Here is a 21,093-nt window from a genome sequence, read left to right as displayed (position 1 = left end):
CCAGCATTCGTCGGCAGTCCTTAGGGTTCGGGCTGCTGACGTTCATGCTGTTCATCGCGGGGGTCTATCAGCAAACAGCAATCGGTTTCGATTCGCGGTTCGTGCTGTTCGCCCAGGAGATGCTGCGCCACGGGCCGTCGTTTTTCCCGACCACCTATGGCCAGCCCTATGCCGATTACTCGGCGCTGTCTACGGTGTTTGTCTGGCTGTTGTCCCTGCCGTTCGGTCAGGTCAATAGCCTCACCGCGTGGTTGCCGACTGCCATCGGCGCTGCGGTGATCGTCACGTTGATGTACCGGTTGGTCGCGCCCTGCTCCACACGCTGGGCACTGCTGAGCATCGCGTTGATGTTGCTCACCAGTACATTTGTCACTGAAACCCGTGCCGTGTCCCAGGACCTGATGCTGGCGGCCGTGGCCTTTTCGGTGTTCTACCTTGGGTACGCCGCCGATCATTTCGCCATGCCCCGTCGGTGGCCGCTGATTTTTGTGCTGCTGCTGTTGGGCTTCGGGATTCGCGGGCCGATCGGGCTGGTGATCCCCACCGGCATGCTGTGCAGCTACTACCTGCTCAATCGCCAATGGTCACGGTTGTTCGGTTTTGGCCTGTTGGCGGCGGTGTTGTTGGTGGTGTGCGTTGGCGCACTGCTGTGGCTGGCCGAAGCCAGTGGTGGAACGGCCTTCATGCATGACGTGGTGCGCATGCAGTTCATGGGGCGCATGGACGGCAGTGAAGGCGTCAGTGGTTCGCTGTATTACTTCACCGCTTCGTTTGGCAACTATGCGCTCGCTTATCCATTGGCACTGCTGGTATTGGCCGCGGTCTGGCTGACGAATCCACGGCAGGCAGGTCCGGCATTACGCTTGTTGCAATACTGCACGGCGGCCGGGTTGATCGTGATGATTGGCTTATCGATTCCCCAGGCGAAAAAGGCCCGTTACCTGCTGCCGATGCTGCCCATGGCAGCGATCATTGCGGCGTACCCGTTTCAGGTGGCGCAAGGTCGGGTATTCGGTTGGTTGCGGGGTTTGATGCAAGGGCTGTGGTTGGTGATACCGGGGGTGTTGATTGTCGCATTGCTGATCATTCAGCGGCGTCTGCCAGCACAACCTCCTGCCTTTGTGCCGGTATTGATCGTGCTTGCGGCTCTGCAAGTCATCACGCTGGCGGCTTGGTTTCGCGCTCGCTGGCGAGCCGAGGTGCTGGCCTGTTGCGCAGTCCTCGCGCTGTGGTCGGTTTATATCCTGGTATATGAACCGGTCGAACGTCAGCTTTACGATACGCAAGCCTTCAGCCGAGCCGCGTTCGCAGAGATTCAAAAAGCCCCGGCGCCATTGGTGCTGCACGGCATGGGCAAAGACGCCAAGGCGATCAAGTTCATGGTCAATATCGAGCAAGACTTTCAACCGGTGTTCACCGAATCGACACAGGAACTGGAAGCCCTCTCGGGGCCGGCCTGGCTGATGATGGACCGAAACGACTACAACGCCTTGCAAGGCACTCCGCTGGGTGCCCAGCCACCGGTATTGAGCGGACGTTTCGATAAAAACGATTTCGTATTGCTGCACACGCCTCCCTTGTAGGAACTGCCGCAGGTTGCGATCTTTTGATGGTTTCGATGTTGCTGAAGAGCAAGATCAAAGATCGCAGCCTGCAGTAGCTCCTGCGTATCCATGTATTGTCCGTTAGTTACTGTTAACCACACTTGAACGCCTACGTTTGAGGTTAAACCGGCGCCTTCAAATCCACCCCCAGCGCCTGGGCAAACGCCTTCACCAACGGACTGCGCACAGTGTTGTGGCGCAGGATCAGATTGAACGGCGTGACGATGTTGATCAGGTCCGGACGCACCGCCCGAAACTGTCCCTGAGCCACCAGGTTTGCCGCGTAATGCTCGGGCAGAAAACCGACGAAACGGCCCGTCTTGACCAGCAGCGCCACGGCTTCCACTTGAGTCGCCGAAGCGGAAAAGCTGTCGTAGCGGGCAAAATTCAGTTTGTCCCGATGGATCGCGTAGCGGTGGTTGATGCACTCGTAATCCTGCAGCACATTGCCGCCCATGTCCGCCTCCGGCACCGAGAACAGTGGATGACCGACGGCGCAATACACGTACGAGCGTTCTTCATACAGCGGGAAGTAATCGAACTCTTCTCTTTTTTGATAAACCGGCACGATCCCGGCCACTAACCGCCCCTCGACCACGCCTCTTTCCACTTCATCTAACTGCGATGCCTGAAGTTGAAATCTTACTTTCGGCGACTCTTCATTTATTCTTCTAATCGCCGCAACTAACGGAGAATTGGAATCCGTAATTGTATTATCAATGACGCCCACCCCAAGGTCGCCAATAAGTTCATTCTGAGCTGAACTAAGCCGATCACGAAAGTTATCGACCGAGGCAAATAAATCGATCGACGCCTGATACACCAGACGCCCTTCTTCGGTCAGGTGAAACCCTTCCCGCCCCCGGGTACACAGGCGCATGCCAATACGAATCTCAAGGTCGGAAATCTGTTTGCTGATGGCCGCCAAGCCCACGTTCAGCTCATTCTGCGCCGCACTGAAGCCGCCAGCCTCGACCACGGCCTTGAATACTTTGAGCAGTTTGAAGTCCAGGCCGCTGAGGGCCAACGGCGCCCGATGTACCGTTTTTAACGGCGGGTTTCCGGAATTGGAAAGTGGGGTTTCCATAATGCTTATTTACCTCTGGCGCCCTATTCAACAACCTGTGTCCAACAACAAAAACAGTGCTGGCTAATAATAATGAACACAGAAAACAAGGCTTGGCAACCGTTAATAAATCCCGCCGATCAGTGCCAACTCACTGATTTCGAACTATTAAAAGCTGACACTTCGATCAGCTCTCGCCCTTTAGCAACTGCCCTCTTGAACACTGCTTGGCCATGACCACACCCGAATAATTTCCGGGAAGTGTTTCAGGCTCTGCACACCGATATCAGTTCGCGTTACCGACGAGGAAAACAACAATGTCTCAAACCACCGACCGTCTCTGGGGTGCCCGCTTCAAGAGCGGCCCGTCCGAAGCCCTGGCGGCGCTGTCCCGTTGCCCCGAGCGCTACTTTCGCCTCACCCCGTACGACCTCGCCGGTTCCAAGGCGCATGCCCGGGAATTGCAGCGCGCCGGTCTTCTGAGCGAGCAGGAAACCCAGACCATGCTCGACGCCCTGCAGCGCATCGGTGATGACTTCCGTGCCGGCAGCATCGCGCCGACCCCGGACGACGAAGACGTGCACACCTTCATCGAGCGCCTGCTGACCGAACGCCTCGGCGCACTGGGTGGCAAGCTGCGCGCCGGCCGTTCGCGCAACGACCAGACTGCCAACGACCTGCGGCTGTTCCTGCGTGATCACGTCCGTACGTTGGCCGTTGAAGTGCTGGCCTTGCAGCAAGCGCTGGTGGAGCAGGCCGAGCAACACGTCGAGAGCATCTGCCCGGGTTTCACTCACTTGCAACAAGCCCAGCCGATCGTCTTCGCTCATCACTTGCTGGCCCACGCCCAATCGATGCTGCGCGACGTGCAGCGTCTGGTGGACTGGGACGCGCGCACCTCGCTGTCGCCACTGGGTGCAGCGGCCATGGCCGGTTCCGCCATCGCTCGCCTGCCCCAGCAGTCGGCCAAGGAAATGGGCTACAGCGGCGTGTGCGAAAACTCCATCGACGCCGTGGCCAGCCGCGATCACGTCGCCGAGTTCCTGTTTATCGCCAGCATGCTCGGGATCAACATTTCCCGCCTCGCCGAAGAATTCTGCCTGTGGTCGTCGCGGCAATTTCGCTGGGTCGCGCTGGACGATGCCTACGCCACCGGCAGTTCTATCATGCCGCAGAAGAAAAACCCGGACATCGCCGAACTGGCCCGGGGCAAGGCTGGCCGCTTGATCGGCAACCTGACCGGTCTGCTGTCGACGCTCAAATCCCTGCCGCTGTCCTACAACCGTGACTTGAGCGAAGACAAGAACGGCGTGCTCGACAGCGTCGACACCCTGCTGCTGGTGCTGCCGGCCATGGCCGGGATGGTCGCGACCATGAAGGTCAACGTCGAAGAACTGCGCCGTCAGGCACCGCTGGGTTTCACCCTTGCCACCGAAGTCGCCGACTGGTTAGCAGTGCGCGGCGTGCCGTTCAAGGAAGCGCATGAAATCACCGGCGCATTGGTCCAGGCCTGCGAGAAACATGACATCGAACTGTGGGAAGCCTCGCCGGCGCTGCTGGCCGAGATCGATCCGCGCCTGACACCTGAGGTGCGCGACAGCCTGACCCTCGAAGCCGCCATCGCCGCCCGCAGTGGCTGGGGCGGTACCGCGCCGCAACAGGTGCGCGAGCAGATCGGCCGACTGAAAACCGCCCTTGTCGCGCAGCAGGAGTGGACCGAGAACTATCAGGGCTTCCGCCTCTGATAGACAACGCAAAACCTTGTAGGAGCCGGCTTGCTGGCGATGGTGTGTCAGCTGAATTGATGTCGACTGACACTCCATCGCCAGCAAGCCGGCTCCTACAAGGGGATTGTGCTTGATCTGAAAGAACAGTGTACGGAGTACCAACATGAGCCAGACACAGGCAGAACGACTCCAGGCGGAGCGCAAACTGGCGGAAAACCAGTTCGATATCACCCAGTACCAACACGTGCCACGGCGTTACTACGGGCGGATTTTCTTCGCCAGCGTCATCGTCATTGCGATTATCGGCCTGGTACGAGCCTTCGCCGAAGGCAAGATTGAATGGTCGTACATCGGCCAGTTCCTCACTTCGCAAGCGATCATGTGGGGCTTGCTCAACACCATCGTCATGGCGGTGCTGGCGATGGCGCTGGGCATTGTCTTCGGGGTGATCACGGCGATCATGCGCATGTCGGCCAACCCGATCCTGCGCTATGTAGCGCTGATCTACACCTGGCTGTTCCGTGGCACGCCGCTGATCCTGCAGCTGTTGCTGTGGTTCAACCTGGCGCTGATCTTTCCCACCATCGGCATCCCCGGCCTGTTCGAAATGGACACCGTGAGCCTGATGACGCCCTTCGTCGCCGCCCTCCTCGGTTTGAGCATCAATCAGGGCGCCTACACCGCCGAAGTGGTGCGTGCCGGCCTGTTGTCAGTGGACACCGGCCAGTACGAGGCCGCCAAGTCGATCGGCATGCCGCGCTTGCAAGCGCTGCGCCGGATCATCCTGCCCCAGGCCATGCGGATCATCATTCCGCCGGTCGGTAACGAATTCATCGGCATGGTGAAAATGACCTCCCTGGCGAGCGTCATCCAGTACTCGGAGCTGCTCTACAACGCGCAGAACATCTACTACGCCAACGCACGCGTGATGGAGCTGCTGATCGTCGCCGGTATCTGGTACCTGGCCACCGTCACCGTCCTGTCCTTCGGTCAAAGCCGTCTGGAGCGTCGTTTCGCTCGCGGCGCCGGCAAGCGTTCTTGAGGAGCCCAACATGAGAAGCATCGTCAAGGCCGTGAGCCTGAACAAGTATTACGACCATTTCCACGCGCTCAAGGACATCAACATCGAAGTCGAGCAGGGCGAAGTGCTGTGCATCATCGGCCCGTCCGGCTCCGGCAAAAGCACCCTGCTGCGCTGCGTCAATCAGCTGGAAAAAATCGACAAGGGCGGCCTGTGGGTCGACGGCGAACTGGTGGGTTACCGGATCGTCGGCAACAAACTGCACGAGCTCAACGAGTCGCAGATCGCCCGTCAACGCCTGGCCACCGGCATGGTGTTCCAGCGTTTCAACCTGTTCCCGCACATGACTGTGCTGCAAAACATCATCGAAGGGCCGTGCCAGGTACTCAAGCGTTCGCCCAAAGAAGCGCACGAAGAAGCCGTGGAACTGCTCGCTCGCGTCGGCCTGGCCGACAAGCGCAACAGCTACCCGATCGAATTGTCGGGTGGTCAGCAACAACGTGTCGCCATTGCCCGTGCATTGGCCATGCGCCCCAAGCTGATGCTGTTCGATGAACCCACTTCGGCACTCGACCCGGAACTGGTCGGAGAGGTGCTGTCGGTGATGCGCGATCTGGCGCAAACCGGCATGACCATGATCGTCGTCACCCATGAACTGGGCTTCGCTCGCGAGGTTTCCAACCGCATGGTGTTCATGGACGGCGGGCAGATCGTGGAGGCTGGAAGCCCCGAAGAAATACTAATAAGTCCGCAAAACCCACGCACCCAAAGCTTCATTTCTGCCGTTCGAACCTAAGCGTCCTTTGGCGCTCACAACACTCATAAGAGAACGACCATGAAGAACCTAGTCATCCCAGCAGTACTTGCCAGCGCCCTGGCATCCGGTTTCGCCTTCGCTGCCGAGTTGCCGGCCAGCATCAAGGACAAGGGCGAGATCGTGGTAGCGATCATGCCGAACTACCCGCCGATGGATTTCAAGGACCCGGCCACCAACACCCTCACCGGCCTTGACTATGACCTGGGCAACGCCTTGGCCGAACGTCTGGGCGTGAAGATCAAATGGCAGGAAACCGGTTTCGAGCAAATGATCAACGCGCTCACGACCGACCGCGTGGACATGGTGCTGTCGGGCATGACCGACACCGCCGAGCGTCAGGCCAGCGTGACTTTTGTCGACTACTTCACCAGCGGTCCGCAGTTCTACACCTTGCAGAAAAACAAGGACACCAACGAGATCGTCGACTTGTGCGGCAAGAAAGTCGGCACCAGCCGCCGTACCACCTTCCCGGCGGAAATCGCCGCGTGGAGCAAGGAAAGCTGCGAAGCCGCCGGCAAACCCGCGATCAACGTGATCGGCACCGAGGGCTCGGCCGACGCCCGTGCGCAATTGCGTCAGAGCCGTATCGACGCGGCCATGCAAGGCAGCGAAACCCTGCCGTACCTCAAGACCCAGGAAAAGGACATGTACAAAACCGTGGGCCTGCCGATCTCCAAGCAGTTCTCGGGCATGGGTGTGAGCAAGAAAAAACCTGAGCTGAGCGAAGCGGTGAAAGTCGCGTTGCAAAGCATGATCGATGACGGCAGCTACCAGGCGATCCTGAAGAAATGGGACCTGGAACTGGGCGCGATCAAGACCGTGACCATTAACGCCGGGAAATAACACGGTTCGTAGCAGCTGCCGAGCTTGCGAGGCTGCGTTCGGCGGCGCAGCCGTCGTAAACCCTGCACGCGAGGTCTTCCTGAAACACCGCGTAGTTTGAATTCACGACGGCTGCGTCCGAATGCGGCCCACACCGAACGCAGCCTCGCGGGCTCGGCAGCTTGCTACGGGTGTTTCAACTATTAATTCTGGAGCGCCATACGATGTCCTCCTCGCTGCAACCCACCTGGCCCGACCAGCACCAGGCCTGCCTCGCCCTGGCCTTCGACCTCGATGGCCCCACTGGCGATGCCATGCTCAACGGCTCGATCTGGCGCAAGCCCGAGTATTTCGGTTTCGGCGGTTACGGCCCTTATCGGGCGCTGCCGCGGATTCTCGATCTGCTGGATGAGTTCCGCATCCCGACCACGTTTTTCGTCCCGGCCTGGGTCGTGGAGAACTGGCCGAAACAGTGCCAGGCGATTGTCGAGCGCGGGCATGAGGTGGCCTATCACGGCTACAAACACGAATCTTTTTACGCCCTGACGCTGGAACAGCAGAAGGATGTGATGCACAAATCCCGCGAGGTGTTCTGGAAGTACCTGAACATCCGCGCTGAAGGTTTCCGCACGCCATCGGGCGACTGGCGGGCCGAAACGCCGGCCATGCTGGTGGAAGCCGGCGTGACCTATTCCAGCAGCATGCGCGGCGATGATCGGCCCTACCTGGTCAAGGTGCCGGGCTTCGATACACCACTGGTGGAAATCCCCGGCCGCTGGGAAATGGACGACTACGCCTCCCTCGCCTACACCCGTGCGCCGGACTTCCCTTCCGGGTTGGACCGTACCGCCAGCTACGAACTGACCCTCGATAACTGGTGCCGCGAGTTCGATGGCGCCATGGCTGAAGGCCTGTGCCTGACCACCCTGTTCCATCCCAAGATCACCGGCAAACCGGGACGCATCCTGTTGCTGGAACAACTCTTCGAACACATGCGCCAGCGCGACGACGTGTGGTTCGCTACCTGCCGCGATGTCGCCCACTGGTGGCTGAAGGAGCATCACCATGGCTGATTCCATTGTCTGGCCCAACGGCTACCGCTGCGCCGTGGTGCTGACCGTCGATTACAACGACATCCACGGCATCCTCACCCAGGCGCCGGAAGTCGCCGGGCGCGACAAGACCTTGTCGGTGTGGCGCTACGGCACCCAGCGCGGGGTCGAGCGTTTGCTTGGGTTGTTCGAAGAGCTGGGGGTTTCCAGCAGCTGGTTCGTGCCCGGCATCGTCGCCGAGGAAAACCCGCAACACCTCCGGGCGATCCAGGCCGGCGGGCACGAGATTGCCTGCGCCGGTTATCGCCATCAGCACTACGACAACCTGACCCTGGCCGAGCAAAGCGCCGAAATCGCCAAGGGCTGCGCGGCCTTGAGCGCGCTGACCGGTCAGCGTCCGACAGGCTTTCGCATTCCGGCCGGCAATGGCGCACCGGGCTTCATCGAGGCGTTGCGCGAGCACGGCATCCGCTGGTCCTCGTCATGGCGCGGCGATGATTTACCCTTCGCCCACCCGACGGCTCCCGAGGTGATCGAGTTGCCGTTGCACTACGAACTGGAGGACGAGCCCTACTTCGCCTTCAACCTCAGCCCGGCGGTGCCGCCGGCGCAATCGCGCATCGCCTCTTACAGCCACACGCTGGGGAACCTGCAAATGGACTTCGCCGGGTTCCACCGGTTCGGGCTGTGTTATGTGCTGCGGCTGCACCCGGAAATCATCGCCACGCCAGGGCGGATCGGCGTGTTGCGTGAATTGCTGCAAAGCATTCAGCAGCACGATGACGTGTGGATCGCCACCGGTGCCGAAGTGGCTCAGTGGTGGGCCGAGTCGGCAGCACCGGTGACCGAGGATCACCCGGCCGCTGTGTACGAGCGTCATTATCGGGATTACGGCGTATGAGAGATCAGGATGGGGTTATGCGAATGGCGCGGCTGGCGCAGTTCTGCGTCGATACCCGTTTCGAAGATTTACCGGCTGAGTTGGTGGAGCAAGCCAAGCGGCACATTCTCGACACCTTCGGTGCAGCCCTGGCCGGAGCCGGCAGCGATGTCGCCAGACAGGCGCGTCAGGTGTTCAAGGGGGAAGTCGGCAGCACGTTGGTCTGGGGCACCGATCAGCGAGTCGGCGCGGCGCAAGCCGCCATGCTCAACGGTATCGCCGCGCATGCCCTGGAGCTGGACGACACCGGCGGCTGCGACCATTCCGGCGCGGTGGTGCTGCCGGCGGTGATGGCGGCGCTATCGATGTCGACGCTATCGGTTTCTGAAGCGTCCGTGGACGGCCGCGAACTGATCACTGCCGTGGTGATCGGCTACGAAATCGGCCGTCGGGTGCTCGAAGCCTGCGGCAGTTACTCGGCCCATAACGGCGCCGGTTGGCACTCCACGGCGACGTGCGGAGTGTTTGGCGCGGCGGCGGCCAGTGCACGGATTCTGGGGCTGGATGCGCAACAAACCTTGTCGGCACTGGGCATCGCCGGCAGCTTCAGCGGTGGTCTGTGGGCGTTTATCCATGACGGTTCGCAAAGCAAAAGACTCCACAGCGGACGCGCCGCCGAAGGTGGATTGCTGGCCGCGCGGTTTGCTCAACAAGGCATCACCGGCCCGACAAAACTGTTCGATGATGTCTGGGGCGGCTTCCTCAAGACCCTCGCGGCGGACACCGCCGTGCCCGAGGCGTTGGACGCTGAACTGGGCCGGGTCTGGAAACTCGCCCGCTGCTCGATCAAGCCTTATGCGGCATGCCGTGGGACCCATTCGGCGATCGATGCATTGGGCCTGTTGCTCGGTCAATTGCAGATCAGCGTCGATCAGATCGAGGACGTTCAGGTGTCGCTGTGCGGATTCCTTCAGGACATGTGCGGTGGCCAGGACGTCAGCACGTTGCCGGCGGCGCAGATGAGCCTGCGTTATGCCCTGGCGGCCCGGCTGGTCCATGGGCATTGCCGGTTGGAAGCCTACGACGATGAACAACGCCGCCACCCGCGGATTGCGCACTGGATGTCGCGTATTCGCCTTGAAGTCGACCCGCAACTATCCGAGGATGGCGAGCCTGTCGTCAGCGTGCGGACCGTGGACGGTCGGCAAGCAAGCCTGTGCGTTGAGGTGCCCTTGGGTGCTCCGGGCAATCCGCTGAGTGATGCGGCGCTGGAGGAGAAATTCTTCAGCCTGGCCGGGCGGGTGATACCGCTACAGCAGGCAAAAGAGCTGCTGGAGCAGTTGTGGCGGCTGGAAGAACTGGAGTCGGTTCGGGCGCTTGATCGGTGGCTGAGTTGAGCCTGGCGTTGCGCGTCGAACACCACAGAATCTGAATAAGGACATTTGCCCCACCGTGGCCACTTACTCCCTCGTTATCCGCCGGCTGATGATCTGCTCGCTGACCATCGTCGTCAGTCGCGCCATCACCAGCCCGTTGCTCACGCTGTTCCTGAGCACCAAGCTCGGCCTCAACCAACAGGACGTCGGCCTGCTGCTCGGGATTGCGGTGTTCATCGCCACCCTGCTCGCGCTCTATGGTGGTTACATCATCGACCGCCTCGAAAAGCGCCGGCTGCTGATCCTGGCCATGCTCTCCAGCGCCATCGGATTCGTGCTGCTGACCTTTGCCGAAAACCTCTACCTGACCACCGCCACCCTGGTGATCACTGAAACCGCCTCGGCGCTGTTTCTGATCGGGTCCAAGGCGATTCTCAGCGACAACCTGCCCATGGGCCAACGCGCCAAGGCTTTTTCGCTGCGCTACACCCTGACCAATATCGGTTACGCCACCGGCCCGATGCTCGGCGTGGTGATCGCCGGCGTGTACCCGATTGCCCCGTTCCTGATCGCCGGCGGCATCGCGTTCTTCAGCATTTTCCTGATGAGCGGGATTCCCAAAGACCCGGCCCAGGTACCCGCCATCGGTCAGCCGCAAAACTTTCTCAAGACCCTGGTCACCCTGAAAAACGACCGCACGCTGATCATGTTCACCTGCGGCTGCCTGCTCAGCACCGTGGTCCACGGGCGTTTTACCTTGTACCTGTCGCAATACCTGCTGGTGACCCATGATTCCAAACGTGCGCTGGAAACCATGGCTGCCCTGCTCGCCTGCAACGCCATCAGCGTGATCCTGCTGCAATACCAGATCGGCCGGTTTCTCAAGCGCGAACAACTGCGTTACTGGATTGTCGGCGGCAGCAGCCTGTTCATCCTCGGCTTGATCGGTTTCAGTCTGGCCGACAGCCTGGTGAGCTGGTGCATCGCAATGTTCATTTTCACCCTCGGCGAAATGATCATTTACCCGGCCGAATTCCTCTTCGTCGACACCCTGGCCCCGGAAGAACTGCGCGGCAGCTACTACGGCGCGCAGAACCTTGCGGCCCTCGGCGGCGCACTGAGCCCGGTGATCTGCGGCTTCCTGCTGATGCACACGCCCGCGCCCACCATGTTCTACGCCCTGAGCGCGTTGACGGCGATGGGCGGTTTTCTCTGTTTCATGAGCGGTCGACGCGTCGCGATACTGCAAAAATAATGCATTGAAGCTGCATTAATATGAATTTGTCAGTATCGGTAATGACCGGCACACTGTTCGCCGTTCCTCCCCCAATAGTTGGAACCACTTCAAGGGCTTTCCGGGTATCCGGACAAGCCTTTTTTTTGCCCTGGTTTTTGTCAAAGGATCGATGTTCGTCATGCTCGCTCACTGGTTGCCCGCCGCCATCAACACCCGCCCCTCCGAATGGAGCCGTGCCGCCATCGGCATGGCCATGGGGACGATGTTCAGTGTCTGGTTGTGCGGCCAGGTGTTCGGCATCGATGTGGCGCTGCACCTGATCGGTCCGTTGGGCGCGTCGGCGGTATTGCTGTTCGCCGTGTCCTCGGGCGCGCTGGCCCAGCCGTGGTCGATTCTTGGCGGTTACCTCTGCGCGGGGGTGATCTCGCTGCTGGTCGCTCACGTACTCAGCCGCACCCTCGGCAGCGCCTGCCTCGCGGCGGGCATGGCGCTGATTCTGATGTGCTGGCTGCGTTGCCTGCACCCACCCGCCGGGGCGCTGGCGCTGCTGATGGTGCTGGCAGACCCGGCGACCATCGCCATGGACTGGAAAGCCCTCGGCCCGGTGATGCTCAGCGGCTCGACGATGCTGCTCAGCGCGTTGGCGTACAACAACTTCACGCGCATTCGTTACCCCAAGCGTCCCGCCGAACCGGCCCCGCTAATGCCCGCGGCCGACAGCCAGGCGATCACCGCCGAAGATCTGCGACGGGCACTCGCCGACATGGAGGCCTTCTACGACGTCACCCCTGAAGACCTCGAGCAGTTGATTCATGCCAGTGAATTGCATGCCAAGCGCCGCAGTATCGGTGAAGTGCTGAGCAGCAGAACCTAAAGGCATCTTTGTGGCGAGGGGGCGTGCCCCCGTTGGGTCGCGAAGCGGCCCCAAAACCTGCTAACGAGTTTTTCCAGGCATACCTCATTGCCCTTATCTGCGACTGCTGCGCAGTCGAACGGGACGGTGCGGCGATCCGACAAGCCCCCTCGCCACAAATTCAAGGTTGATTCAAAACGGTGTCAGGCTGCCGAAGGCTGCGATCTGTTGATTTTGCACTAAGGTAAAAATGCAGAAAGAACCTGCACGTATCTCGGTTGTACAGGGCAAATTTGCACTGTTACGATCCTGCATCGCTCGCGCGCGAGCTTCTCTATAAAGAACAATAAAAGCAGGGAGTTAGTGATGACTGCTCAGGTTTCATCCCCGGGGACACCGTCCATGGATGCCACGCAAAACGAAGTGTTGGCCGAGGTTCGCAATCACATCGGTCACCTGACCCTCAACCGCCCCGCCGGCCTCAACGCCATTACCCTGGACATGGTCCGCAGCCTGCAACAGCAACTCGATGCCTGGGCACAGGATCCGCAGGTGCATGCGGTGGTGTTGCGCGGTGCTGGCGAGAAAGCCTTCTGTGCCGGCGGCGATATCCGCTCGCTGTACGACAGCTTCAAAAGCGGCGACACGCTGCACGAAGATTTCTTCGTCGAGGAATACGCCCTCGACCTCACGATCCATCACTACCGCAAACCGATCCTGGCCTTGATGGACGGCTTTGTCCTGGGCGGCGGCATGGGCCTGGTGCAAGGCGCCGACTTGCGAGTGGTCACCGAGCGTAGTCGCCTGGCGATGCCGGAAGTGGCCATCGGTTATTTCCCGGACGTCGGCGGCAGTTACTTCCTGCCGCGTATTCCCGGTGAGCTGGGCATCTATCTCGGCGTCAGCGGCGTACAGATCCGCGCCGCCGATGCGCTTTATTGCGGCCTGGCCGACTGGTATCTGGAGAGCGCCAGCCTGGGCGAGCTGGACGAGCGACTCGACCATCTGGAATGGCACGACACCCCGCTCAAGGACCTGCAAGGCGCGCTGGCGAAACTCGCCGTGCAGCAACTGCCGGTAGCGCCGCTGGCGGCGCTGCGGCCGGTCATCGACCACTTCTTCGCCCTGCCCGATGTGCCGAGTATGGTGGAACAGCTGCGTGCAGTGACCGTCGCCGACAGCCATGAGTGGGCCATGACCACCGCCGACTTGCTGGAAAGCCGTTCACCACTGGCCATGGGCGTGACCCTGGAAATGCTGCGGCGCGGTCGGCACCTGAGCCTGGAACAGTGCTTCGCCCTCGAACTGCACCTGGATCGCCAGTGGTTCGAACGCGGCGACCTGATCGAAGGCGTGCGCGCCTTGCTGATCGACAAAGACAAGAACCCGCGCTGGAATCCGCCAACCTTGCAGGCGCTGGACGCCGAGCACGTCGCGAGTTTTTTCACCGGGTTTGACCAGAGCGGGAGCTGAGCCATGCACGATATCGAATTGAGCGAAGAACAAGTGATGATCCGCGACATGGCCCGGGATTTTGCCCGCGGCGAAATCGCGCCCCACGCACAAGCCTGGGAAAAGGCCGGCTGGATCGATGACGGTCTGGTGGCGAAGATGGGGGAACTGGGTCTTCTGGGCATGGTGGTGCCCGAGGAATGGGGCGGCACCTATGTCGACTACGTGGCCTACGCGCTGGCGGTGGAAGAGATTTCCGCCGGTGATGGCGCTACCGGCGCGCTAATGAGCATCCACAACTCTGTCGGCTGCGGGCCGGTGCTCAATTACGGCACCGAAGAGCAAAAACAGGAATGGCTGCCGAATCTCGCCAGCGGCCAGGCCATCGGTTGCTTCTGCCTGACCGAACCGCAAGCCGGTTCCGAAGCCCATAACCTGCGCACCCGCGCCGAACTGCGCGACGGCCAGTGGGTGATCAACGGCGCCAAGCAATTCGTCAGCAACGGCAAACGGGCGAAGCTGGCAATCGTTTTCGCCGTGACTGATCCGGAGTTGGGCAAGCGTGGCATCTCGGCATTCCTGGTGCCGACCGAAACAGCGGGGTTCATCGTCGACCGCAGTGAACACAAGATGGGCATCCGCGCTTCCGACACCTGCGCCGTCACCCTGAACAACTGCACCGTCCCTGAAGCCAATTTGCTGGGCGAACGCGGCAAAGGCCTGGCCATCGCCCTCTCCAACCTCGAAGGCGGCCGCATCGGCATTGCCGCGCAAGCGCTGGGCATCGCCCGTGCGGCGTTCGAAGCGGCGCTGGCTTACGCGCGGGATCGGGTGCAGTTCGACAAGCCGATCATCGAACACCAGAGCATCGCCAATATGCTGGCCGACATGCAGACCCGACTGAACGCCGCGCGCCTGTTGATCCTGCACGCCGCGCGCTTGCGCAGTGCCGGCAAGCCGTGCCTGTCGGAGGCTTCACAGGCCAAATTGTTTGCTTCGGAGATCGCGGAAAAGGTCTGCTCGTCGGCGATCCAGATTCATGGCGGGTATGGGTATCTGGAGGATTACCCGGTGGAGCGTTACTACCGGGATGCGCGGATCACGCAAATTTATGAAGGGTCGAGCGAGATACAGCGAATGGTGATTGCCCGGGAACTGAAGAACTACCTGGTCTAAAAGCAAAAGATCGCAGCCTTCGGCAGCTCCTACAGGGTTTTGTGTACGCCTGTAGGAGCTGCCGAAGGCTCGGGCCGCGTTCGGACGATCTTTTTAGGTCAATGGATTACTTACCCTGGAATTCGGCCTCACGCTTGGCAATAAACGCCGCCATCCCTTCTTTCTGATCCTGGGTGGCAAACGCCGCATGGAATACCCGGCGTTCAAAACGCACGCCTTCCGACAGGCTGACTTCAAAGGCGCGGTTGACGCTTTCCTTGATCATCATCGCAATCGGCAGTGATTTCTTCGCAATCAGCGCCGCGACTTTCAGCGCTTCGTCCACCAGATCATCCGCCGGCACGATGCGCGCCACGATCCCGCAACGCTCGGCTTCCACCGCATCGATCAAGCGCCCGCTCAGGCACATTTCCATGGCCTTGGCCTTGCCCACGGCGCGGGTCAGGCGCTGGGTGCCGCCCATGCCCGGCAATACGCCGAGGTTGATTTCCGGTTGGCCGAATCTGGCATTGTCGCCGGCCAGGATGAAGTCGCACATCAGCGCCAGTTCACAGCCACCGCCCAAGGCGAAACCGTTGACCGCGGCAATGATCGGCTTGCGGCGATTGGCCACGCGATCGCTGTCGCTGAACAGATCATCGAGGTAGATCTGAGGGTAGGTCAGCTCGGCCATTTCCTTGATGTCGGCACCGGCGGCGAAGGCTTTTTTCGAGCCGGTCAGCACGATGCAACCGATGTTCGAATCGGCTTCCAGGCCATCGAGGGCGTGGTTCAGTTCACTGACGATTTGGGCATTCAACGCGTTCAAGGCTTGCGGACGGTTGAGGGTGATCAGACCGACACGGCCGTGGGTTTCCAGCAAAATCGTTTCGTAGTTCAGCTCTTTATTGCTCACAGACGGGACTCCTTCTCAAAGATTGCGCGAAATGACCATGCGCTGAATGTCGCTGGTGCCTTCATAGATCTGGCACACCCGCACGTCGCGGTAGATCCGCTCCAGCGGGAAGTCGTTCAGGTAACCGTAACCGCCAAGGGTTTGCAACGCCGAGGAACAAACCTTTTCGGCCATTTCCGAGGCGAACAGCTTGGCCATCGACGCTTCGACCAGCGCCGGTTTGCCGCTGTCGCGCAATGCCGCCGCGTAATGCACCATCTGCCGGGCCACGGCGATCTGGGTGGCCATGTCGGCCAGGCGGAACGCTACCGCCTGGTGCTCGATGATCGGCTTGCCGAAGCTCTCGCGTTCACGGGCGTAGTCGCGGGCCGCTTCGAACGCCGCACGGGCCATGCCCACCGATTGCGAGGCGATACCGACACGGCCGCCTTCGAGGTTGGCCAGGGCGATCTTGTAGCCTTCGCCCTCCTCACCCAGTCGATTGGCCACCGGCACTTTCACATCCTCGAAGAGGATCTGGCAGGTATCGGAGGCATGTTGACCAAGCTTGTCTTCGACCCGCGCGACTTTATAGCCCGGCGAATCGGTGGGCACGATCAGCGCGGTGATCCCGCGTTTGCCGGCACTCGGGTCAGTCACCGCAAACACAATCACCACCCCGGCGTTTTGCCCGGAAGTGATGAACTGCTTGCAGCCGTTGAGCACGTAGTGATCGCCTTCCAGCCGGGCACGGGTTTTCAGGCTGCTGGCATCGGAGCCGGCTTGCGGTTCGGTCAGCGCAAACGCACCGAGCATCGCGCCGCCGGCCAGCGGTTTGAGGAAACGTTCTTTCTGGTCGTCGTTACCGAACTTGAGGATCGGCACGCAACCCACCGAGTTGTGCACGCTCATGATGGTCGAGCAGGCGCCGTCGCCGGCAGCGATTTCTTCCAGGGCCATGGCGTAAGCCAGGTAACCGGTGTCACAACCGCCCCACTGCTCCGGCACCAGCATGCCGAAGAAGCCCAGGTTGGCCATCTCGCCGATAGCTTCCTTGGGGAAGCGATGTTCGCGGTCCCATTCGGCGGCGAACGGTTTCAGCCGTTCCTGGGCAAACTGCCGGGCCGCGTCGCTGATCTGAAGTTGTTCGTCGTTGGGGATCATGCCAATTCCTTAAAATTCAAGTTGAAACGCAAGACCTGTGGGAGCCTTGTGGCGAGGGGGCTTGCCCCCGTTGGGCCGCGCAGCGGACCCAAGAATCTGCGAGCGCTGCGCACTCGAACGGGGGCAAGCCCCCTCGCCACAAGGCCCGCTCCCACAGGGATTGGCGTCAGCCTCAGTACAGGCATTCCACGGCCATGGCCGTTGCTTCGCCGCCGCCGATGCAGATCGCCGCTACGCCGCGTTTCAGGCCTTTCTGGCGCAGGGCCGAGAGCAAGGTGACGAGGATCCGCGCGCCGGACGCACCAATCGGATGGCCCAAGGCACAGGCACCGCCGTGGACGTTGATCTTCTCGTGGGAGATTTCCAGCTTGGTCATGGTCACCAGGCTCACCACGGCGAAGGCTTCATTGACTTCGAACAACTCGACTTCATCCAGTGACCAGCCGGTTTTCTTCATCAGCTTCTTGATCGCGCCCACCGGTGCCACCGGGAACAGCCCCGGGGTGTCGGCAAACGCCGCGTGACCGTGAATCACTGCCAGCGGCTTAAGGCCTTGTTTCTCGGCTTCGGAACGGCGCATCAGCACCAGTGCCGCCGCGCCGTCGGAAATCGAACTGGAGTTCGCCGCCGTCACGGTGCCGCCCTCACGGAACGCCGGTTTCAGCGAGGCGATCTTGTCCAGTTTGGCTTTCGGCGGTTGTTCGTCGTGGCTGATCAGCACTTGCTGCTTGCCGACCGTCACGGTGAGCGGCACGATCTCGGCGTTAAAACTACCTTCCTCGATCGCCTGTTGGGCGCGGGTGGTCGACGCGATGGCAAACGCGTCCTGATCTTCACGGCTGAAGCCATTGGTCTCGGCACAATCCTCGGCAAAGGTGCCCATCAGGCGGCCCTTGTCGTAGGCGTCTTCGAGGCCGTCGAGGAACATGTGATCGAGCACCTGGCCATGGCCCATGCGGTAACCGCTGCGGGCGCGGTCCAGCAGGTACGGCGCGTTGGACATGCTTTCCATGCCGCCAGCGACCACTACGTCGGCGCTGCCGGCGATCAGCATGTCGTGGGCCAGGATCGTCGCTTCCATGCCCGAGCCGCACATTTTGTTCAGCGTCGTGCAGCGGGTCGATTTATCCAACCCGGCGCCCAGTGCCGCTTGTCGCGCCGGGGCCTGGCCGAGGCCGGCGGAGAGCACACAGCCGAACAGCACTTCTTCGACGGATTCAGGGGCGATACCGGCGCGTTCGACCGCGGCACGAATCGCAGCAGCGCCCAGTTGCGGCGCGGTCAGGCTTTTCAGTTCGCCCTGGAAACCGCCCATCGGGGTGCGGACGGCGCTGACAATAACAATCGGATCGTTGGACAGTGTCATGACAAATACTCCTTATTTGGCGGCCATGCGCAAGGCACCGTCGAGACGGATCACCTCGCCGTTGAGCATGCTGTTTTCTATGATATGCCTGGCCAGCGCGGCGTACTCGCTCGGCTTGCCCAGGCGTGGCGGAAACGGCACCCCAGCAGCCAGTGAATCACGTACTTCCGGGGTCATGCCGGCCATCATCGGCGTTTCGAAAATGCCCGGTGCGATGGTCATCACGCGGATGCCGAAGCGCGCCAGTTCACGGGCGGCAGGCAAGGTCAGGCTGGCAATCGCGCCTTTGGACGCCGAATACGCGGCCTGGCCGATCTGGCCGTCGAAGGCCGCCACCGATGCGGTGTTGATGATCACCCCGCGCTCGCCGTCTGCATCGGCTTCGGTCTCGGCAATCGCCGCAGCAGCCAGGCGCAGCATGTTGAAACTGCCGATCAGGTTGACGTTGATCACCTGGCTGAAACTGGACAAGGCATGGGGGCCGGTCTTGCCAAGGATCTTCTCGCCACGGACGATACCGGCGCAATTGACCAGGCCATTGAGCCCGCCAAACGCTTTGACCGTCGCCTGCACCGCTGCTTCTGCCGCCGCTTCATTGCTGATGTCGGCTACCACGCTTTGCGCGCCGAGACGTGCAGCCTGGGCCGCGACGGCTTCGGCGTTCATGTCCACCAGCATCACCTTGGCACCGGCGGCCACCAGCATTTCAGCGGTGGCGGCACCGAGGCCGGAAGCACCGCCGGTGACGAGAAAAACCTTGTTTTCGATCTGCATCATTGTTTCCTTGGATTCAAGCTGAAACGTTCTTCGCGGCGGCCTCTTGAGCCTTGGCGATTTCCTGGTTGCGCAAGATAAAGCGCTGCAATTTGCCGCTTGGGGTTTTCGGCAATTCACTGACAAATTCGATTTCACGGGGGTACGAGTGCGCCGCCAGACGCTTGCGCACGTGTTGCCGCAGCTCTTCGGCCAACGCAGGTTCGCCACGGTATTGCGGGCTGAGCACGACGAAGGCTTTCACCAGCTCGGTGCGCTCCGGGTCGGGTTTGCCGATCACCGCCGCCTCGACCACCGCCGGGTGTTCGATCAGCGCGCTTTCCACGTCGAACGGGCCAACTCGGTAGCCCGAGGTGGTAATCACGTCGTCGCTGCGGCCGACGAAGCTGATGCTGCCGTCCGGGTTCCACTCGACGGTGTCGCCGCTCAGGTAATAATTGCCGACGAACGCTTTGGTCGGTACGCCTTCGTAACCGCCAAACCAGCACATCGGCGACTGGGTGCGGTCGATGGCCAGGATTCCTGGCTGGCCGACGCCGAGTTCTTTGTATTCGTCATCCAGCACCACGATACGGTGGCCCGGCGAGGCAAAACCGGCGGCGCCCATGTGGATCGGATGTTCCAGGCCGTGGTGATTGCACAGGACCATGCCCAGTTCGGTCTGGCCGTAATGGTCGTGAATCACCACGCCGAGGTTGTCGGCGAACCAGCGGATCACTTCCGGATTCAGCGGCTCGCCGGCGCTGCTGACGATGCGCAGCTTGCCCTTGATCGAACGGGCGAACTCATCGCCACCGGCAATCAGCAAGCGGTAGGCGGTCGGTGAGCCAGTGAGGTTGGTAATCCCGTATTTGTTGATCACCCGGCAGGTGCTTTCGAGGGTGAACGGGCCATCGTAAAAGGTGATCGGATGCCCCATCGCCATCGGCCCGGTGACACCGAAATAAATGCCGTAGGCCCAACCCGGATCGGCAACGTTCCAGAAGGCGTCTTCGGGGCGCAGGTCCACTGCGTCACGGGTGTAGCTCTGGAAGGCGACAATGGCTTTGAGCGGCACCGACAGCGCTTTCGACGGGCCGGTGGTGCCCGAGGTGAACATCAGCAGGAACGGGTCTTCGCCGGTCAGCAACACCGGTTCGCAGACGCTGGAGTAGTTGGCCAGTTCCGCCCAGAAACTGAAGTCGCCGCGCACGATGCCCTGCCCCTTGGTGCCACCGACGGTGACGATGGTCGGGCAGTCGGCCACTTCAGCCAGTTTCGGGCGATTGACCGCATCGGTGACCACCACTTTGGCGCCGGAACTGTTCAGACGGTGTTCGATGGCTTTGGGGCCGAAGGCGGTGAACAGCGGCTGATAAACCGCACCGATGCGCCAGGCGGCGAACACCGTGATCAGCAATTCGAAGTTGCGGGGCAGCAGGCCTGCGACCTTGTCGCCCTTCTTCACGCCCTGGGCCACCAGAAAATTGGCGAAGCGCGCGGCCTTGTCCTGCAAGTCGCTGAAAGTATAGGTCGCGCTGCTACCGTCGCGGCCTTCCCAGAACAGCGCAATGCGCCCCGGCAAGGCATGCCGGTCGCAACACTCGACGCAGGCGTTGAGCGCGGTCAACGACCCTGTGAGCGCGGCATCGACGGTGTGCTGATAATTGAACTGTGACGTAGCAGACAAGTAATCGCGCATTGCCAGAATCCCTCTGTATTTTTATTAGGTTGGGGGAACCGTAATCAACAGGGAAATACTCGCTCTGCGCGGGGAGCGGGACAATGGTCAAAGCTATCAAGTTGCGTGACTGGTTTGGCCAAGGTTCGAGGGCGTGCCCGCGATGGCGTCA

General features: G+C 61.1%; 18 protein-coding genes. 12 read left to right on the top strand and 6 right to left on the bottom strand.

Translation table 11 applies throughout. The features are described 5' to 3' along the window. The first annotated feature begins 44 nt into the window (after positions 1 to 44). Positions 45 to 1,583 carry a glycosyltransferase family 39 protein gene (locus JUI81_RS00320; protein WP_019578858.1) on the top strand — a complete coding sequence of 513 codons (1,539 nt, stop codon included), beginning with the start codon at positions 45 to 47 and terminating at the stop codon, positions 1,581 to 1,583. Between the two features lie 142 nt (positions 1,584 to 1,725). Here the strand turns inward: JUI81_RS00320 and JUI81_RS00315 are convergent, their stop codons facing one another. Continuing rightward, positions 1,726 to 2,691 (bottom strand): LysR family transcriptional regulator, encoded by a 966-nt coding sequence (locus tag JUI81_RS00315; RefSeq protein WP_019578857.1) that lies wholly within the window; start codon positions 2,689 to 2,691, stop codon positions 1,726 to 1,728. Positions 2,692 to 2,987: 296 nt separating this feature from the next. On the opposite strand from JUI81_RS00315, the gene argH reads away from it, so the two are divergent. The 11 genes from argH to JUI81_RS00260 all read left to right on the top strand — a co-directional run bounded on the left by argH (position 2,988) and on the right by JUI81_RS00260 (position 15,083). Then, complete coding sequence (gene argH / locus JUI81_RS00310; protein WP_096480237.1) at positions 2,988 to 4,415, top strand: argininosuccinate lyase; 1,428 nt, start codon at positions 2,988 to 2,990, stop codon at positions 4,413 to 4,415. A gap of 145 nt (positions 4,416 to 4,560) precedes the next feature. Continuing rightward, on the top strand, positions 4,561 to 5,439 hold the full coding sequence (locus JUI81_RS00305) for an amino acid ABC transporter permease (RefSeq protein ID WP_007934200.1): 879 nt from the start codon (positions 4,561 to 4,563) through the stop codon (positions 5,437 to 5,439). A gap of 10 nt (positions 5,440 to 5,449) precedes the next feature. Next, complete coding sequence (locus tag JUI81_RS00300) at positions 5,450 to 6,214, top strand: amino acid ABC transporter ATP-binding protein (protein WP_018929141.1); 765 nt, start codon at positions 5,450 to 5,452, stop codon at positions 6,212 to 6,214. Positions 6,215 to 6,253: 39 nt separating this feature from the next. Then, positions 6,254 to 7,078 (top strand): ABC transporter substrate-binding protein, encoded by an 825-nt coding sequence (locus JUI81_RS00295; RefSeq protein ID WP_204123343.1) that lies wholly within the window; start codon positions 6,254 to 6,256, stop codon positions 7,076 to 7,078. Between the two features lie 203 nt (positions 7,079 to 7,281). Further along, a complete protein-coding gene (locus JUI81_RS00290) occupies positions 7,282 to 8,130 on the top strand; it encodes a polysaccharide deacetylase (protein ID WP_028940621.1) in 849 nt (282 codons plus the stop codon). Continuing rightward, entirely contained in the window at positions 8,123 to 9,010 is an 888-nt protein-coding gene (locus JUI81_RS00285; RefSeq protein WP_019578853.1) for a polysaccharide deacetylase, read from the top strand. The genes JUI81_RS00290 and JUI81_RS00285 overlap by 8 nt, the downstream gene beginning before the upstream one ends. Before the next feature lie 17 nt (positions 9,011 to 9,027). Then, positions 9,028 to 10,386: an MmgE/PrpD family protein gene (locus JUI81_RS00280; protein ID WP_204123342.1), complete on the top strand. Its 1,359-nt coding sequence runs from the start codon at positions 9,028 to 9,030 to the stop codon at positions 10,384 to 10,386. Positions 10,387 to 10,441: 55 nt separating this feature from the next. After that, positions 10,442 to 11,620: an MFS transporter gene (locus tag JUI81_RS00275; protein WP_018929136.1), complete on the top strand. Its 1,179-nt coding sequence runs from the start codon at positions 10,442 to 10,444 to the stop codon at positions 11,618 to 11,620. 160 nt (positions 11,621 to 11,780) lie between these two features. Next, positions 11,781 to 12,476, top strand: a complete 696-nt coding sequence (locus JUI81_RS00270; protein WP_026331637.1) for an HPP family protein — start codon at positions 11,781 to 11,783, stop codon at positions 12,474 to 12,476. 345 nt (positions 12,477 to 12,821) lie between these two features. Next, positions 12,822 to 13,928 carry an enoyl-CoA hydratase/isomerase family protein gene (locus tag JUI81_RS00265; RefSeq protein WP_204123341.1) on the top strand — a complete coding sequence of 369 codons (1,107 nt, stop codon included), beginning with the start codon at positions 12,822 to 12,824 and terminating at the stop codon, positions 13,926 to 13,928. 3 nt (positions 13,929 to 13,931) lie between these two features. Continuing rightward, positions 13,932 to 15,083, top strand: a complete 1,152-nt coding sequence (locus JUI81_RS00260; protein ID WP_204123340.1) for an acyl-CoA dehydrogenase family protein — start codon at positions 13,932 to 13,934, stop codon at positions 15,081 to 15,083. A gap of 106 nt (positions 15,084 to 15,189) precedes the next feature. Here JUI81_RS00260 and JUI81_RS00255 read toward each other — a convergent pair whose 3' ends face one another. The 5 genes from JUI81_RS00255 to JUI81_RS00235 form a co-directional block, all read right to left on the bottom strand. Further along, complete coding sequence (locus JUI81_RS00255; RefSeq protein ID WP_204123821.1) at positions 15,190 to 15,963, bottom strand: enoyl-CoA hydratase; 774 nt, start codon at positions 15,961 to 15,963, stop codon at positions 15,190 to 15,192. Positions 15,964 to 15,993: 30 nt separating this feature from the next. Beyond that, entirely contained in the window at positions 15,994 to 17,121 is a 1,128-nt protein-coding gene (locus JUI81_RS00250; protein ID WP_204123339.1) for an acyl-CoA dehydrogenase, read from the bottom strand. A gap of 172 nt (positions 17,122 to 17,293) precedes the next feature. Beyond that, entirely contained in the window at positions 17,294 to 18,487 is a 1,194-nt protein-coding gene (locus JUI81_RS00245) for an acetyl-CoA C-acyltransferase (RefSeq protein ID WP_018929130.1), read from the bottom strand. Between the two features lie 12 nt (positions 18,488 to 18,499). Next, entirely contained in the window at positions 18,500 to 19,261 is a 762-nt protein-coding gene (locus JUI81_RS00240) for an SDR family NAD(P)-dependent oxidoreductase (RefSeq protein ID WP_019578846.1), read from the bottom strand. Between the two features lie 16 nt (positions 19,262 to 19,277). After that, positions 19,278 to 20,942, bottom strand: a complete 1,665-nt coding sequence (locus JUI81_RS00235; protein WP_204123338.1) for an AMP-binding protein — start codon at positions 20,940 to 20,942, stop codon at positions 19,278 to 19,280. Positions 20,943 to 21,093: the final 151 nt, after the last annotated feature.

Source organism: Pseudomonas sp. 008 (assembly GCF_016861935.1).
Classification (GTDB): Bacteria; Pseudomonadota; Gammaproteobacteria; order Pseudomonadales; family Pseudomonadaceae; genus Aquipseudomonas.
This window is presented reverse-complemented; position numbering and strand designations above follow the sequence as displayed.

Excerpts from the sequence above, each read along its gene's own strand:
- JUI81_RS00265 (WP_204123341.1), top strand. The coding sequence starts at position 12,822 with ATGACTGCTCAGGTTTCATCCCCGGGGACACCGTCCATGGATGCCACG.
- JUI81_RS00260 (WP_204123340.1), top strand. The coding sequence starts at position 13,932 with ATGCACGATATCGAATTGAGCGAAGAACAAGTGATGATCCGCGACATG.
- JUI81_RS00235 (WP_204123338.1), bottom strand. The coding sequence starts at position 20,942 with ATGCGCGATTACTTGTCTGCTACGTCACAGTTCAATTATCAGCACACC.
- argH (WP_096480237.1), top strand. The coding sequence starts at position 2,988 with ATGTCTCAAACCACCGACCGTCTCTGGGGTGCCCGCTTCAAGAGCGGC.
- JUI81_RS00250 (WP_204123339.1), bottom strand. The coding sequence starts at position 17,121 with ATGATCCCCAACGACGAACAACTTCAGATCAGCGACGCGGCCCGGCAG.
- JUI81_RS00245 (WP_018929130.1), bottom strand. The coding sequence starts at position 18,487 with ATGACACTGTCCAACGATCCGATTGTTATTGTCAGCGCCGTCCGCACC.
- JUI81_RS00305 (WP_007934200.1), top strand. The coding sequence starts at position 4,561 with ATGAGCCAGACACAGGCAGAACGACTCCAGGCGGAGCGCAAACTGGCG.
- JUI81_RS00285 (WP_019578853.1), top strand. The coding sequence starts at position 8,123 with ATGGCTGATTCCATTGTCTGGCCCAACGGCTACCGCTGCGCCGTGGTG.
- JUI81_RS00240 (WP_019578846.1), bottom strand. The coding sequence starts at position 19,261 with ATGCAGATCGAAAACAAGGTTTTTCTCGTCACCGGCGGTGCTTCCGGC.
- JUI81_RS00280 (WP_204123342.1), top strand. The coding sequence starts at position 9,028 with ATGCGAATGGCGCGGCTGGCGCAGTTCTGCGTCGATACCCGTTTCGAA.
- JUI81_RS00270 (WP_026331637.1), top strand. The coding sequence starts at position 11,781 with ATGCTCGCTCACTGGTTGCCCGCCGCCATCAACACCCGCCCCTCCGAA.
- JUI81_RS00320 (WP_019578858.1), top strand. The coding sequence starts at position 45 with ATGCTGTTCATCGCGGGGGTCTATCAGCAAACAGCAATCGGTTTCGAT.
- JUI81_RS00290 (WP_028940621.1), top strand. The coding sequence starts at position 7,282 with ATGTCCTCCTCGCTGCAACCCACCTGGCCCGACCAGCACCAGGCCTGC.
- JUI81_RS00300 (WP_018929141.1), top strand. The coding sequence starts at position 5,450 with ATGAGAAGCATCGTCAAGGCCGTGAGCCTGAACAAGTATTACGACCAT.
- JUI81_RS00315 (WP_019578857.1), bottom strand. The coding sequence starts at position 2,691 with ATGGAAACCCCACTTTCCAATTCCGGAAACCCGCCGTTAAAAACGGTA.
- JUI81_RS00295 (WP_204123343.1), top strand. The coding sequence starts at position 6,254 with ATGAAGAACCTAGTCATCCCAGCAGTACTTGCCAGCGCCCTGGCATCC.